Genomic DNA, 14,848 nt, shown 5'->3' with positions numbered 1-14,848 from the left:
TTTCCCACAGCCCCGCGTAATCTACAGCAGCGGCGACCGCTTTGTGGCCTGCCGCCAGCCACTGCGCTTGCAGCTAGCGGGACGTTTGACATACTGTCCGGCCGTGAGCGATCACCGCCCCCTAAGACGCGATACGCCGTTCCCATGCCTGAATCTCATCCGCCGCAACTGGAACGGGGACTCAACACCGTTCACGCCACTTCGCTGAACGTCGCCAACATGTTGGGGGCGGGGCCGTTCATCACCATTCCGCTGTTGTTGGGAGCGATGTACGGCCCCCAGGGAATGATCGGCTGGGTCGTCGCCATGCTGGTGGTGATGTGCGATGGGCTGATTTGGGCCGAACTTGGGGCGGCGTTTCCCGGCAGCGGCGGCACGTATCATTTCTTGCGCGAAATCTTCAAAGGGTCGCTCTGGGGCCGGCTGCTGCCGTTTCTGTTCATCTGGCAGTTTCTGGTGAGCGGGACGCTGGAAGTCGCCTCCGGTTACATCGGGGCGTCGAAGTTTGCCATCTCGCTCGCGCCAAGTTACCGGGCGTTGACCCAGGACTGGGGATGGAACCAAGCGGTCACGATCGGCGCGCCGGCCTGTCTATTCGTCGGCGTCATCTACTTGGCGCTGCGGCAGCGCATTCGCTCGCTGGGCTGGCTGAGCACCGTGCTCGTGGCGGGGGTGCTCGTCGCGGTCGGCACGGTGATCGTGCTGGGGGCCCTCAACTTCGACCCCGCGAAGATTACGTTTCCTCCGGATGCGTTCAAGCTCGACCGGACGTTTGTCATCGGTCTCGGCGCCGCGATGACGGTGGCCGTGTACGACTATCTCGGCTACTACAACATTTGCCATCTCGGCGAAGAGGTGCGCAATCCCGAGAAGACGATCCCGCGCGCGGTGCTGCTGTCGATCGTCGTCGTTGCGGCCATCTACATGGCGATGAACTTGTCGTTCATCGGAGTCGTCCCTTGGCAAGAAGCCGTGGAGGAGGGGACGCTGGCGCACGAAAACATCGCCGGCGCGTTCATGACGAAGCTTTACGGCGAGCGGGCGGCGGCTGGGTTCACGCTGCTGATCATCTGGACTTGCCTGGCTGGCCTGTTCGCGATGACGCTCGGTTATTCCCGCATCTTGTACGCTGCCGCGAAGAACGGCGATTTTTTCGCGCCGTTCGCCCAATTGCACCCGACCAAGGGATACCCATGGGCGGCGCTGGGGCTGTTGAGCCTCCTCACGGCGATTTTCTGCTTCGTCCCGTTGCAGGTGGTGATCGATGGCGCCGTCACGGTGCGGATTATCGTCCAGTTCATCGGGCAGATTGTGGCCCTGCATGTCGTCCGCCGGGTTGGGACTCACCCCATGCCGTTCCGGATGTGGCTCTATCCGCTTCCGAGCCTGATCGCTTTGCTGGGCTGGCTTTTCCTGCTAGCCACGAGCGCCTGGCCGCTGTTGGCGCTACTGGCCGGCGTTTACGCCAGCGGCATCGCCGTCTTCGCGGTGCGGCAGCGGTGGCGTCGGTTGAACGGCACGCCGTGAAATTTCCCGGCGGCGGCGCCTTAACGGGGCCGCGTCGACCGGGGCGTCGCTCAATTCCCAGCAGATTTTCGCCCCAATTTTGCGAAAATTGGCCGCCCGCTCGCGATGGGATTCGGCCCCCGGCAGGTATATTGTCAAGCGGCTGTTCACCGTCTCGTCGTTTTTGGGATTCGCTCCTGAACCATACCTGCGGCCGCAATGGCGCCTCGTGCGCCGTAGCGGGCGTCTCCCGACACATCATGCCGCGGCGTTCGCGTCGCCATACCTATGGATATCCGTCATCGCCAAAGACGACGGTGGAACCAAGTCGGCCGCTGTCGACGCGTTGCGAACTCCCAGGGCGCCCAGTCGCCGGGCGCGCGGCCGCTCGCCGTTGAGCGGCTGGAGTCGCGGGCGCTGCTCAGCGCGGTCTCGTTCACGGGAAACTACTCGCAAGACTTCGATTCGCTCCCCATTGACGGGACGTCGTTCTTTTATAGCGGCGTGACCAGTTTCGACGCCCGGCCGATCGAAGCGGCCGCCATGGCGGGCTGGCAGCTCCATAAGTCATCGGGCTCCAGCGACTTCGCGACGTTCATTGCCGATAACGGGCATGCGGCTTCGTCGTCGGTCCGCAGTTTTGGCGACTTCGATATGCCCGATCGCGCCCTGGGCTCGATCGCCAATCAACTAGGCGGCTACGCCTACGGCGTGACGCTGACCAACGACACCGGCGGCACGCTCACCAGCATCACCCTGTCGTTCACAGGCGAGCAGTGGCAGGAGAGCGGCGCCCTCGCGGCGCAGGCGCTGCGCTTCGAGTTCGCCGTCGGCGAGGGAGCGTCGCTCGACCAGGGGACGTTTGCTGCCGCGCCGTCGCTTGACTTCACGGCTCCGCAATATGGCGGGACCGCGCGGACGCTGGATGGCAATGCCGCCGCCAACCGCACGACGGTCACGGCGACCATCACCGGCCTCAGTTGGGCTCCAGGCGAGGAGCTCGTGCTGCGCTGGACCGACAGCGATGATGCCGACGCCGATCACGGTCTCGGCATCGACGATCTGACGGTCACGGCAGCGCCCCTCAATCTGTCGGCGCCGATCTTCACCGCGGGGGCCGTCCAAACGCTGGAGATCCCGGAGAACTCCCCCAGTGGCACGATTCTCGGCGTCGCGGCGGCGACCGATCCAGACCTGCCGGTCGAACCACTGACGTACTCGATTACCTCCAGCGATGCGCTGGGCGCGTTCGCGATCGACGCCAACGGCCAGCTGACGATTGTCGATGCGGCGCTCGTCGACCTCGACTTCGAGAACGGCGCCGAGGTCGCGGTATTAACGGTGCAGGTAACCGACGGCGTGAATGCGGCGACGCAGTCCATCATCGTCAATGTGCTGCCGATCAACGACAACCCGCCGCAGTTCGTCTCCGGCGCATCACAGACTCTCAGCATCGACGAGAATAGCATCACGGGCACGATCGTCGGCCAAGCGTCTGCGACCGACGCCGATCTACCTGCCGAGACGCTCGCCTACTCGATTACCGCCGGCGATGCGCTGGGCGCGTTCGCGATCGACGCCAGCGGCCAGCTGACGATTGTCGACGCGGCGCTCGTCGACCTCGACTTCGAGAACGGCGCCGAGGTCGCGGTATTAACGGTGCAGGTAACCGACGGCGTGAATGCGGCGACGCAGTCCATCATCGTCAATGTGCTGCCGATCAACGACAACCCGCCGCAGTTCGTCTCCGGCGCATCACAGACTCTCAGCATCGACGAGAATAGCATCACGGGCACGATCGTCGGCCAAGCGTCTGCGACCGACGCCGATCTACCTGCCGAGACGCTCGCCTACTCGATTACCGCCGGCGATGCGCTGGGCGCGTTCGCGATCGACGCCAACGGCCAGCTGACGATTGTCGATGCGGCGCTCGTCGACCTCGACTTCGAGAACGGCGCCGAGGTCGCGGTATTAACGGTGCAGGTAACCGACGGCGTGAATGCGGCGACGCAGTCCATCATCGTCAATGTGCTGCCGATCAACGACAACCCGCCGCAGTTCGTCTCCGGCGCATCACAGACTCTCAGCATCGACGAGAATAGCATCACGGGCACGATCGTCGGCCAAGCGTCTGCGACCGACGCCGATCTACCTGCCGAGACGCTCGCCTACTCGATTACCGCCGGCGATGCGCTGGGCGCGTTCGCGATCGACGCCAGCGGCCAGCTGACGATTGTCGACGCGGCGCTCGTCGACCTCGACTTCGAGAACGGCGCCGAGGTCGCGGTATTAACGGTGCAGGTAACCGACGGCGTGAATGCGGCGACGCAGTCGATCATCGTCAACGTGCTGCCGATCAACGACAACGTCCCGCAGTTCACCATCGCTGCATCGCTAGCGGTCGATGAGAACGTGGTCAACGTCGCGACGCTCACGGCCATCGATGCCGATCTCCCCGAGCAGGCGATCACGTTCGCGATTGTCGGCGGCGAGGATGCGGCGCTCTTCTCCATTGCCAACGGCAATGAACTGACGCTGCTGGCCGGGCTCGATTTTGAGTCTGCCACCGACGCCGACGCCAACGGCATCTATCTTGTCGACGTCGAGGCTGCCGACGGGGCAGGGGGAACGACGACGCTGCCGCTGTCGATCACCGTCGCCGACGTGGACGAAACCCCGCCGCCTCTGACTGCGCTGAGCAGCGGGGCGTCGATTTGGTGGCTGGCCGCAGCCGTCGCGACGCCGAGCTTCTCGACGCCTGCGTACGAGTTGCCGCCCGCCGACGTGTGTATCGCAACCAGCGGCCACGCGTCTTTCGCCGTTATTGAAGCTCGCACGCCCGGCGCCGACATGCCGATTGTTGCAGCGGAACAAGAAGATTCCCGTTCGGCTCCCAGCGCCCAGTCGCTCGACATAGCCTTCGACGAAGTCGAATCGTGGGCGGCAGTCGTCGACGCAGCGCTCGTCGCGTGACCGTACTGACGCTCTGTTCGCCGTGACGCCCGCTTGAACCGGTTGAGCGGTATGCTCGGATCGCATGGGCTGCGGACGAGCCGCCGCGAGCGCACTCCGCAAGCGTCGCGTCGCTTCATTTTTTCCACGGAAATTAAGTTGCCCCGGTCGACCGATGGCGGCCCCCGCGCTCGGCTTCTTGCTCTAAGAACGCCCTGGCGTCATCTGCAAACGGGGGCAACTCGATCTCCCCGCGGGGCTGACCGCCCCGCCTTTGGGCAGCGGCGGCAGCATTCTTGTCCGCTACCCTTGCGGGTCGAATCGATTGCTACGCTTTTCCCGAGTTTAGCGCCAGTGGACTCCGACGTCGCCGCCGTCAGGAACTAACACTGACGAGATGGCCTATAGTTTCAGTATTGCTTCCAGTTGAGCACCCAATCGTTTCCTACTCGAACACCAGACGGGCCGCCCAGTCCGCCGACGGAGACGCTCCACGAGTGGCGCGACGTATCCGGCCGCAGGCCGCCCGCGCGGCGGCGTTATTCTGTATGTCGACGTTATGCAGTTCCAATCCGGCGACGATGGGCCAGCCTTTTCCGGCCGTCGGGTACATCCATGTTCCGATCGATCTGCTGCTGCGCCTCAACGCGGCGCCAGTCGACTTGTTCTTTCAATCGCACTCCTCATCTGAGCCCGCACTCTATTGCCGCGCCGGTCTGACGCTCGATCATGCACCCCTGTCAAACCTGGTCGAAGTCGGCATCTGCGATATTTACGTCCGCATGGGCGACCTGCAGGAACTCGGCGCCTCCCTGCGCGACGCCATCCGCGCGGGAGGGGACGAGGCCCCCGGCGCCGACCAGTTCGCAGCGTTGCAACTGGCGGCCGCCGCGGAGATCGAGCAGACGGTGCGCCTGGTCGATTGCAGCAAGTTCGTGGCCCTTGCCCGGGACATCGGCCGCGACATCGTGTCGTTCATTTCCTCGGCGAAGGTCCTGCCCAGCGAACTATTCAACATCGCCCGTCACGACTACAACACCTTCGTCCACGTGACCAATGTGGCCAGCTACAGCGTGATTCTTGCCGAGCGACTCGGCGTCAGCGACGTTGCCGAACTGGAGCAGATCGCCACCGCTGCCATGCTGCACGATCTCGGCAAGCGGCACATTCCGCTGAAGATTCTCAACAAGTCGACCCGTCTCGACCCGCATGAACGCGAACTCATCGAGTTGCACCCCACTCGCGGTTACGTCGAGCTTTGTACCCGCGCCGATCTGACGCACTCCCAGCTGATGATCGTCTACCAACATCACGAACGCATTGACGGGGGCGGCTATCCCGTCGGCGTGCTCGGAACCGATATCGACCCCTGGGCCAAGATGGTGGCCGTCGTCGACGTCTTCGACGCGCTCACCGGCAAGCGACCCTATCGGCGTCCGACGACGGCGGCGAACGCCATCGACTTCCTGACGCGGAATGCAGGCCCCCACTTTGACGCGGAGATGGTGAAATGCTGGGTCTCAGCGCTCAAGCAAACGTGATCTCGTCAGCCTGGGAGGCTGCCGACGAACGAACCGCGATGCCTCCATCCGCCATGGGCTCCTTTTTCGCGGCCATGGGGGCGACGCCCAGGTGCGCCGTCAGTCGCCGCTCGTTTCATCGTTACTACATGCGCAGCAGGGCGCTATTGATCCAGGGTGAACGCGTCTATGCCGTCTACACGACCGACGTGTCGCGTCATGGCGTCGGGTTCTTGGCGCCGCGGCAACTCTTGCCCCATGAGCGCTGGACGCTGCAAATGTTTAGCGGCGCCAAGTACGAGGTGCTGATCAAGCGTTGCCGACGTCAGAGCAACCAATGTTTTGCCTGCGGCGGCCGCTTCACGCCGGCCAGCGCGCCGACCGCTCCGAGCGCATCGCTGCCGTAAGGCGACCCGTCGCCGAACCGGCAGCAGGCGAAGTGCCCAGCCTCCCGCGGAGCCGTGCAATCAGCTTTCCTGGTTCAGCGGATGTCGGGGGCTCGTCAACGTGCAGATCCGTGCAATCTTGCGACCGCGACCAACTGGAAGAATGCGCTGTCGCAACTGCTCAGGCTACTCCGCCGCATCGCTTTGCGGCGTTGTCTGTGGTTCCAAGCTCGGGATCGCCGGCGCGGTCAGCATCGGCGGCGGCAAAGCGATCGACGCCGGCTGCGGCCCGCTGGCGTGCGCGGTCAATGCCGCCGTCACCAGTTGCGGCGGCTGAGCGTTGCTCACATGCCAAATCGCTCCTGTCATCGTATCGACGACGTAGCAGCCGTGGCCGCTCGCGGCCCCATACGCCGACGCTTGGAATCGTCCCAACAGACCGCCCGTGGCGGCTGCTGCTCGGGTCGGTGCGGCGATCGGATCGCCAAGTTCTTCCATCGCGCGGTTTGCACCCTGCGGGACTTCAAATCCCAAAGCAGCAGTAGCCCCCGATTCCATGGCGGCGTCCGGGGTCGCTTCACCGCTCGGCTGGTAGGGCGGCGCTTCACCCGTCGGCGCGGGCGAGGCGGGGTCGCGCGGCGGCAAGAGCCCGCGCCGGCGCAACACCCCCTCGCGGTCAGGGCGAATCGAGCGCTCCGCGCCCGGAGCGCGTGCGGGAGCGTCCTGCCCGGCCGCCTCGCGGTTCCACTGGATATCCGACGCACCCCATCCAACAAGGACGCCCAGCAAGATTAAGCAGAAAAATCGCATCGGGAAACCTCCTTCATGACGTGGGGAATGGCGCAGTTCAGTATAGCCGCATCTCTCCGAGAGGCGCATTCGCGGAAGACACGGCCACTCCCGCTCCCCGAATACGGCGGTTACTAGAAGAGTTCCGTCGCTTTTTATTGCGCCCACATCCACTAGAATAGGCGAGCTGGTTACTGAATGTTCCCTTCAAAATGCAGGGCTTACTGAAGAAGATTCTGTCCAATAACAAGTTAGCTGCACCTGAGCCATGACCGTCGACGAAGCCGTCGCTGCGTATTCGCGCTTGAAGTCAGATCGGCAGATCTGTGTATTGGCCGACTATGCCCACAATCTGACGGTGGTCGCACGGGGCACGTATGTGCCGGGCACGGAAGATATCGCCCACCCGCGTCGCCTCCGAATGCTCAACGAAGTGCAGCATCGCGTCACCGGACACCTCCGGCACCTTCTCGCAGACGACTTGCAGCGTTACCCCGACGATGTAATCGCGCACATTGTCACTGGTGAGGGCGACCGGGAATTGCTCACCGCTTTCAGCGCGGCGTTGTGGCGGTGCAGCTAACCAGCCGCTCAACGTCAGGTCGTTCGCGGATGAAGCATGACCGTATCTGCAGCGCTAGAACGAGATCTGGCTGCGACTGAACGTGAGCTATTTGATGCGCTAATGCGTGTCCTGCCGGTTTGTGCCGAGAACGGAACGCTGATCTTCTTTAATTCACAAGACCTTCCGCATGAATACCAACACCACTGGCTAGCCGCGGAATCGGATGAACTCTTCGAACTTGCAGAACGCTGCTCTAAGATTCGGAGCGAACTCGGAGTAACAACCGCTCAGACCGTCGCACAACTTTTTCTGGATGCATGCGCCGAGAACGCCAATACGAAAAAGCCGCACCGTCGTGGACCGCGACGATTTGCGAGGTGGCTACTCTCAGAACTCCAATCGCGGTGCTCCACGTAGCACACATCGGATACAATTTCACATCAGACCCATCGAGACTTCGTGTACATTTATCCGCAGGTGGCGGTTCCAACTGCGGCGCAACCGAGTTCTCGGTGAGATCGCGGTAACTAAACAATCAATCCTCGAACCGGCTGAACGCAAGCGTTATAGGCGGCGGAGGCAGAGGGCGCGCGATGGCCTTGAAGAAGCGCGGAAAGTGGCGGTACGGCGACAGCCAAGCCGACATCCGCGAGGAGATTTTCCGTTACAGCGGTGAGGTCACATACCTCGCTCACCACTACGCCGACGCGGTGTGTAAGTGTGGCGGCCGGGTTTTTTGGCTGTTCCTCGATGACAATCAGTGCGTAGCCGTCCGCGCGTGCATCGCCTGTAAGCACGAGCACCCGATCGGGGACAGCGCCGAGTACATGGCCGAGGCCGAACCAGGCGAGTGCGCCTGCCCGTGCGGCGCTCGGGAGTTCGAGATCACAGTTGGGGTGTCGCTGTACGCCGACAGCGAGGACGTGAAGTGGCTGTATCTGGGATGCCGGTGCCCGGCGTGCGGGCTGACCGCTATGTACGGCGACTGGAAGAACGAGTTCCTCGACTACCGTAAGCTGCTAGCGCTGGTGTAACCTAGATGCCGAATCAGACGCTGCAACAGACAGCGGGGGCATGTAGGCTTTCTGGGGTTAGTAGCTCACTTGGCCAACGCCGCTGCTGAGCTTTGCCGTTAGGCGACTTCGCATACGCTATTCGTTGATTATGCCCGATTGGACGATTCCAGACAATTTGCAGGAACTCGTGGATGCCGACGAAGGCGGCATCTGGGAGGATGCGCGGTGGGAGCCGGTCCTTCTTTCGGTTATGGGCAGCACGTCCTATGGCGGGCGCGATATTCCGTTGGCTTGGCAGGTAGAGTTCCAGCCCGAGGGCGAGTTGTTCGCCGCCCCAAACGCAAAGATTGCCGCACTCGGCCTCGAACCCGACGGATACGGCTGGGCTACTCTGATTCGGAGCGTGTTCACCAAGTATCACCCGGAGGTTTCCGACGAGTTGCAGTTCGGGGATACCGAGTCGGCGACTTGCGTGGTGTGGGTCGAATCCGAGTCCAGCTGCAGACTTCTTATGCAGGTTGTGTGGTCCCTCATTCACGGCTCATGACACGTCAACCAACGTCGCCTAACCAAGCGCTGGAGCGCACTCCCCGCGTGTCACGCCGGCTGCTCCCCCACGTTCGCCCGCGCAGCCGTCGCGCCGCGGGGGGGCAGTCGCTCAGCTTGAGGTCGTACTCCCACCACACCCCCTTCGCTGACGTTCCCATGGCCGACGCAACGCCAATAGCGAAGAGACGACGGATCAGATTCTCGACGCGAACCCTGTCGCTTACGGTTTCCCTGTTAGCCGATCCGCAGGGGCGCGAACCGGGGCATCTCGTGCGGTCGGATTTCTGGTAGACTGCCGCCAATGATGTCGTTGCGTCAGGTGCGACCGAGGATCACGAAAGATCGGAATTTAATAGGACGCCCGTCGTGTACCCGCACGCAATCGAGTATCCAGAAGGAAGAGTGCGCTTCAACCTCGTCGACGGACCGATGGCCGACTGCGTAGTCGCATTCATCGGCCCACGGCCCGTGGATATTACAGGCTGCGAGATTGGGCATGCCTGCTGGATCATGTCGGACGGCGGTCAAGTCGGCAAGGCGTTCCGGTTATGGCAACGTCGACACGACGCAACAAACTCCCCGGCAGCGGCTCTAGAGTTAGATTTACACACCTATAAGATCATCAGCCGCAAAGACGATGGCGAAGATATAGACCTTAAGTGTCACTTCGCGTTCACAGTAATAAAGCGAATTTGATGGCCCCCATGCTCCGCCCCCGCTTGACTCTATACAAGGAGACGCAGCGGTGATCAGTGGCAGTACTCGACAACTCAACATCAAGCTCGGACCACACCGCTTCGGCTTCTCTGAAGATACCTGGAGCGGTTGGCTGATCGACGGGAGGCTCACCCCGGAATCAGTCATTTCGTACGCCGAACTTGGACCGCTGGGGAGACGACAGATCCCGATTTCTATCGACGCTGCGGCCGGCGTACTCTCGTTGTTCTTCTTTACGCTACTGCTGCTGGTGGCCCTGGCAATCTACAGTTGGCGACGGTCGAGCGGTCGAATCTCCTGAAGGCCTCTCTCATCCCTGCGGGCGGCGCAGTCGGCGCGAGGGTTGAAGTCATCGAGCCGCGGCATTAAGTTCGACGGATCACTCTGGATTGGGAGATGCTAATGCCCGCACTTCTTCTCGCGTTCTTGGTGGCTGTGGCTACTGTTTGCGTTCCTCGCACCGTCGTGGGGGCAACGATAGTCTTTGAACATTCTGGCGTTGGGTCAGGGACGCTAGGATCACGCAGATTCTTTGAGCTCCCCTTCACAATTACAGCCGTCGGAAACACGTCTAACCGAACTATTGAAACTGGTTCAGACCCGTCTTGGCCTGGATTTCCAATTTACCATACGCCCCACGAGTTAGCGGCCATTGCAATTGCGGGGCTTGGCGAATTCGTCTTTTTTACTCCCACAGAAACCTTTGTTGACAGTAATGGTCTCGTTGGCTTCAAGCGGGCTAGCCTACGGGGCTTCGACCTGTTCGTCGGTCCGTATGGAGTGTCGGAGCTCGCCGGATGGGCGATGCTTTCTGGAACCACAGAGGTCTCGGGAATCGGCGAACTAGATTACTGGCAAGCTACCCGCTACGGTAGCGTAGACACTAAGGGCGGCCCGCTTCAATTCCACAACAGCAGCCGCACAGTCCCCACACGCTTCCGCGCGACCATTATCCCAGAGCCGAGCACTTTGGTCCTTTGCGCTATCGCGACTCTGATTGCAGCCACTCAGAGAACAACGATAAGGCTCTACAAGTCTGTTTCGTTTCTACCCCATTGGCGACGGGCGGGGCGAAAGTAGGCCTAGCTCCAAGCCTCCCGGCCGTGGTCAGGAAGTGGACTGCGCCATCGCCGCCCTCCAGCCGGTAAGTCCCAAGAAGGCGATCACGAATCCAATCATAAAGAGGAACACCCGTGCATCCCCCGACTCGCTGACAGCGGAGCCGTGGAAGATTATTGCCGACGATAGGACGACAATGGAAGAGCTGAGTGATTTCATGTCCCGCATTTTAACCGCCCCCAGGTCGTCTTCCTACAGAATCACCGCCATCCCCAACAGCCCAGCCACGACGGTCGTGGCGATAATCGCCGAGCGGAGCGTAAAGCGGCGGCCGACTCGTAAGGAGGCAACGCCGGCGAGCGCGAAGAGGAGAGCTGCGTACCATAACGGAAAAAAGACGCCGGTACGAGTGCGACCGAGCGCGCCCTCATGACCGCCGGTCCAATGAAGCTGGCTAGCACGGCCGCTGAAATGGGAGGACGTAAATCGCCACTCACCGACGACGCTAGTTCCAAGTCGACTTCGGCTCAGCTGGATATTTCCGATTCCGTCCGCCGCATGAAGCATTACGTTTAACGACGTGGAGACGTAGCTAACGCTCAAGCGGCGTTCGTCCAAGATGGTGTCGCACCACAACGCCAAACAAGCAACGCTCGCCGCGAAGCAAATAGTCGCCAGGGCGTAGCGGACGTAGGTGAGCATGGCCGCTAGTATAGCGGAGTTCGCAGGCGACTTCCCCGCCCGCTATCATGAGTGACATGAACGGACCGAGGTTCATCTTGACGCTACTCATCGACGGCTTGGTGCTCATTGCCGCCGGGTCGCTCTGCCGCTGGGCCATGCCCGAGAGATTCACGGTCCGTCGTTTGCTGACAGTGACGGCCGTGGTCGCCATTATCGCCGGGATCTTTAGGGCGTCGCTTCGCTCGCTGGCCGCCGACGATGATGGACGAGCCGTATCAGCATCGTCCGGCGCGGCTGGCCAACTTTGGCGAGTGATAAAATCTATCACCATGCCCCGCCCCCGCTTCACTCCATGAGTGGCTCTGGTCAATCAGACGCGATCGGCATGAAGCAACTAGCGCGGTCCCCGCTCAATCGACACAAAGAGGCGAGCGAGGAACGCCAATATAAACCCGGCAAAAGTGAGACCACCGCCAGCCAAAAGCCTGCGTGCTGTGGCGTCGTGCTCGCGTGGGGTGAGCAGCAATGGATCTAGCGATTGGAAGTAAGCCGGTATTGCAAGCCACAATCCGATCGTCAGGGCTGGCAAGGCGGCGAGAGCAAGTAGCTTCCAAAGCTTAAAGTTGGTCCACGGGAAAGGCATAACACAATCCAAGCGAATTGCTGGGCAGCTAGATGAACGATGCCCCCTCCCTCATCCCTGCGGGCGGCGAAGGCGGCGCGAGGGACGCATGTTCGCAACGCAACCCGTCATCGAGACGGCAATGGCTGCGATCGCGCCGGCGGCAGGTTCGGGAACGCTCAAGACTGCGTACCACGCGCGATTAATTCCTTGAGGGTCCACTCCGATGCCTAACAGCGTGCGTCCGTCGGCAGAAACGCCATAGACATTCGTCAATTGCCACCCGCTGATATCGACGCCGCTCGCCGCGAGAACGTCAGCAACCCTGGCAAACTGATAACCGTCTTTGGCAAGTCGCCAAATGCTCGCGTGAGTCGTTGTCTTACCAGGTGCAGGAACGTTCCACAAAATCTCGGTGCCGACAATCGTTGACCCGTCGCGGGAGATTGAGTTCGCGATCGCCGTGTTGATGTCTGCACCGGCTTGCAACGGCACGAATCCGCCCTCTGCAGTCCAACTAAAGTACTTTAGATCCCCAACTACTTGACTTGCACCGGTGACGACTTTTCCGTCACCAGATACTCGCGACGCGCCTCCAGCTGGAATGCCGCCCGGTCCAGGATGAGGGGCTGCGGGAAGGCCGATCAGATTAAAACCACCAGATTCTGTCCAAAGAAATGGCTTGTAGTACGCGTCCTCATCGGTGCTGACGGTGCCGACCGTGATGCTGCCGTCATCCGTGACTGCTTCGGCTTCGCTAAACGGGTCGTAATACGGATTGGTAGTTCCCAGCGTGCCGAGGTTCACCAAGCCCGTTGCCGGCGTCCAGCGGAAGGCTCGGCGGCCTTCAGGGGTACGATTGGTGCCGACGATGACATCGCCGTTGTAGGAGGTTGCAGTAGCGTAAGCGTCGTCGAGCCAATCGGTCGACAGAGACCCTAATAGCTGGTAGCCGCCCTCGCGCGTCCACCGGAACGGTTCGTAGTGACCTGTTAGCCCGCTACCGACTTGGACGCCGCCAACGATCGTGGTTCCGTCCCCGGACAGATCGTTGACGTAGCGCAGCGACAGGCCAGGTGGCACCGGAAAACGCTCGACGCCGCGGGCCTCAGTCCACAGGACGCTGGCATTACCGATCCGGCCGGCGACAACTTGTCCATCTGCGGAGAGGGCGGCAATGCCGGAGAAGTTGAGCGGGAGGAAGCGTGCGTTAGCCCCCAGCGCTGGTCCGCCAGTGAGAGAGAATAAGATGCACCAAAGAAGGCACGTGCGTTTCCTACACGAGGACCAGGTTGCCATTAGACGATCCGTTAACATTGCCCCTGCGTCCGCATTGTGCGGCCGGCCGGCGTCCAATGCAATACAATTTCCTGTTTCCTGCCTCCGATTTGGGCTCCACCCGCCCGCTGGCCGCAAGATGTACGATTGGCGAGCGTAGGTTTTTTGCGCCGCCGTTATCGTGGCTGGCATGGAAGACGAACCACCCAAAGAGCTGCCGGCCAAGCCCGCTTGCTACTATCTCTTCAGCGACGCCGCGCCGGTTCCCTGCAGCCCTGAAACGCATTGGGTATCTGCAACAGCTGCCCTCGGCGATATTTAGTTGACGTCGCAAACCGCAAGGGTCACACTTTCGCCAAGGGCAGGAACTGAGGCAGCTCTTCATGTGCCAACGTGTGTTGCGACTACTTCTTTGCGCTGAGGGTGCGCCTCGCGCTGCTTGCTGGACCGCGGTGTTCTTCGGAATATTTTTTTGTAGCGGTAGCCCCGATCGCCGCCCAACCGCTTGAGTATTACGAAATCTTTAACACAGTAGTCCGGAATCCAACCAACGGCCATTATTACGAGTTGATTAAGCTCGGCTCAGCTACCCGCACTTTTGCTGAGTCAAGTGCCGCGGCGGGAGCGAAATCGTACCAAGGCATTCCCGGACATCTGGTCACCATCACGTCGCAAGCTGAACAGGATTTCATCGACAACACTTACCAACGAGGAGGCAACTATCAGGTCTGGATGGGCGCAAGCGACTCCGCGATCGAGGGAGAGTGGCGTTGGGTAACCGGACCGGAAGCAGGCCAGCTCTTCTGGCGAACTGAGAGTACCAAACCTGTCATTACTGGCGTTGCCTTCGGTTTTGAGTCCTGGGGCGCACACCGTTACTACAGTCCATACTATGACGGTTATTGGTATTTTGAGCCGAGCAACGGCGGCGAGTTGGGAAACAACGAGGACTTCGCAACATTTGCGATTGGCCGAGGAACCCCGAATATTACGCGATGGAGAGACCTGCCCGGAGAGTACTCACGGGGTTTACGGGATTGGGTACAGTGCTACATGGTCGAGTACTCCATTCCAGAACCGGCGAGCATGACGTTGATGATGGTGGCAGCGCTGGCGTTTCCTCGACGTGGACAACGGCGCGCCGCCTGCTGAAATGCCAGGATCGGCGTCCTATGCGCATTCATCACACGCTAAAGCAGCGGAAG

At 61.3% G+C, this 14,848-nt stretch carries 14 protein-coding genes; 11 read left to right on the top strand and 3 right to left on the bottom strand.

Going from position 1 to position 14,848, the window contains the following annotated elements:
- The first annotated feature begins 144 nt into the window (after nt 1-144).
- From I41_RS24635 to I41_RS24620, 4 genes are all read left to right on the top strand, one after another.
- Nucleotides 145-1,527, top strand: a complete 1,383-nt coding sequence (locus tag I41_RS24635; RefSeq protein WP_145435677.1) for an APC family permease — start codon at nt 145-147, stop codon at nt 1,525-1,527.
- A 267-nt stretch (nt 1,528-1,794) separates the two neighbouring features.
- Nucleotides 1,795-4,479, top strand: coding sequence for a cadherin repeat domain-containing protein (locus tag I41_RS24630; RefSeq protein WP_145435676.1), 2,685 nt, complete (start codon nt 1,795-1,797; stop codon nt 4,477-4,479).
- A 476-nt stretch (nt 4,480-4,955) separates the two neighbouring features.
- Nucleotides 4,956-5,999, top strand: coding sequence for an HD-GYP domain-containing protein (locus I41_RS24625; protein WP_145435675.1), 1,044 nt, complete (start codon nt 4,956-4,958; stop codon nt 5,997-5,999).
- 38 nt (nt 6,000-6,037) lie between these two features.
- Nucleotides 6,038-6,385, top strand: a complete 348-nt coding sequence (locus I41_RS24620) for a PilZ domain-containing protein (protein ID WP_168207140.1) — start codon at nt 6,038-6,040, stop codon at nt 6,383-6,385.
- Between the two features lie 165 nt (nt 6,386-6,550).
- Here I41_RS24620 and I41_RS24615 read toward each other — a convergent pair whose 3' ends face one another.
- Nucleotides 6,551-7,174 carry a hypothetical protein gene (locus tag I41_RS24615; protein WP_145435673.1) on the bottom strand — a complete coding sequence of 208 codons (624 nt, stop codon included), beginning with the start codon at nt 7,172-7,174 and terminating at the stop codon, nt 6,551-6,553.
- Nucleotides 7,175-7,421: 247 nt separating this feature from the next.
- Here I41_RS24615 and I41_RS24610 point away from each other — a divergent pair, with 247 nt between their 5' ends.
- The 4 genes from I41_RS24610 (at nt 7,422) to I41_RS24595 (ending at nt 10,301) form a co-directional block, all read left to right on the top strand.
- Nucleotides 7,422-7,736 (top strand): hypothetical protein, encoded by a 315-nt coding sequence (locus tag I41_RS24610; protein ID WP_145435672.1) that lies wholly within the window; start codon nt 7,422-7,424, stop codon nt 7,734-7,736.
- 575 nt (nt 7,737-8,311) lie between these two features.
- Entirely contained in the window at nt 8,312-8,752 is a 441-nt protein-coding gene (locus I41_RS24605) for a hypothetical protein (protein WP_145435671.1), read from the top strand.
- 130 nt (nt 8,753-8,882) lie between these two features.
- Nucleotides 8,883-9,281, top strand: a complete 399-nt coding sequence (locus I41_RS24600) for an Imm51 family immunity protein (RefSeq protein WP_145435670.1) — start codon at nt 8,883-8,885, stop codon at nt 9,279-9,281.
- A 747-nt stretch (nt 9,282-10,028) separates the two neighbouring features.
- A complete protein-coding gene (locus tag I41_RS24595) occupies nt 10,029-10,301 on the top strand; it encodes a hypothetical protein (RefSeq protein WP_145435669.1) in 273 nt (90 codons plus the stop codon).
- 1,010 nt (nt 10,302-11,311) lie between these two features.
- Here I41_RS24595 and I41_RS24590 read toward each other — a convergent pair.
- A complete protein-coding gene (locus I41_RS24590) occupies nt 11,312-11,761 on the bottom strand; it encodes a hypothetical protein (protein WP_145435668.1) in 450 nt (149 codons plus the stop codon).
- 77 nt (nt 11,762-11,838) lie between these two features.
- Here I41_RS24590 and I41_RS24585 point away from each other — a divergent pair, with 77 nt between their 5' ends.
- The gene (locus tag I41_RS24585; RefSeq protein WP_145435667.1) at nt 11,839-12,099 is read left to right on the top strand and encodes a hypothetical protein; all 261 of its coding nucleotides are present in this window, start codon (nt 11,839-11,841) and stop codon (nt 12,097-12,099) included.
- A 338-nt stretch (nt 12,100-12,437) separates the two neighbouring features.
- On the opposite strand, the gene I41_RS24580 is transcribed toward I41_RS24585, so the two are convergent.
- Nucleotides 12,438-13,664: a hypothetical protein gene (locus I41_RS24580; RefSeq protein WP_168207139.1), complete on the bottom strand. Its 1,227-nt coding sequence runs from the start codon at nt 13,662-13,664 to the stop codon at nt 12,438-12,440.
- Between the two features lie 169 nt (nt 13,665-13,833).
- Between I41_RS24580 and I41_RS28380 the strand changes: the two genes are divergently transcribed.
- Nucleotides 13,834-13,965: a hypothetical protein gene (locus I41_RS28380; RefSeq protein WP_261342464.1), complete on the top strand. Its 132-nt coding sequence runs from the start codon at nt 13,834-13,836 to the stop codon at nt 13,963-13,965.
- A 71-nt stretch (nt 13,966-14,036) separates the two neighbouring features.
- Nucleotides 14,037-14,795 carry a lectin-like protein gene (locus tag I41_RS24575; RefSeq protein WP_145435665.1) on the top strand — a complete coding sequence of 253 codons (759 nt, stop codon included), beginning with the start codon at nt 14,037-14,039 and terminating at the stop codon, nt 14,793-14,795.
- Nucleotides 14,796-14,848: the final 53 nt, after the last annotated feature.

Origin of the sequence: Lacipirellula limnantheis, from assembly GCF_007746075.1 — a bacterium.
Lineage (GTDB): Bacteria > Planctomycetota > Planctomycetia > Pirellulales > Lacipirellulaceae > Lacipirellula > Lacipirellula limnantheis.
This window is presented reverse-complemented; position numbering and strand designations above follow the sequence as displayed.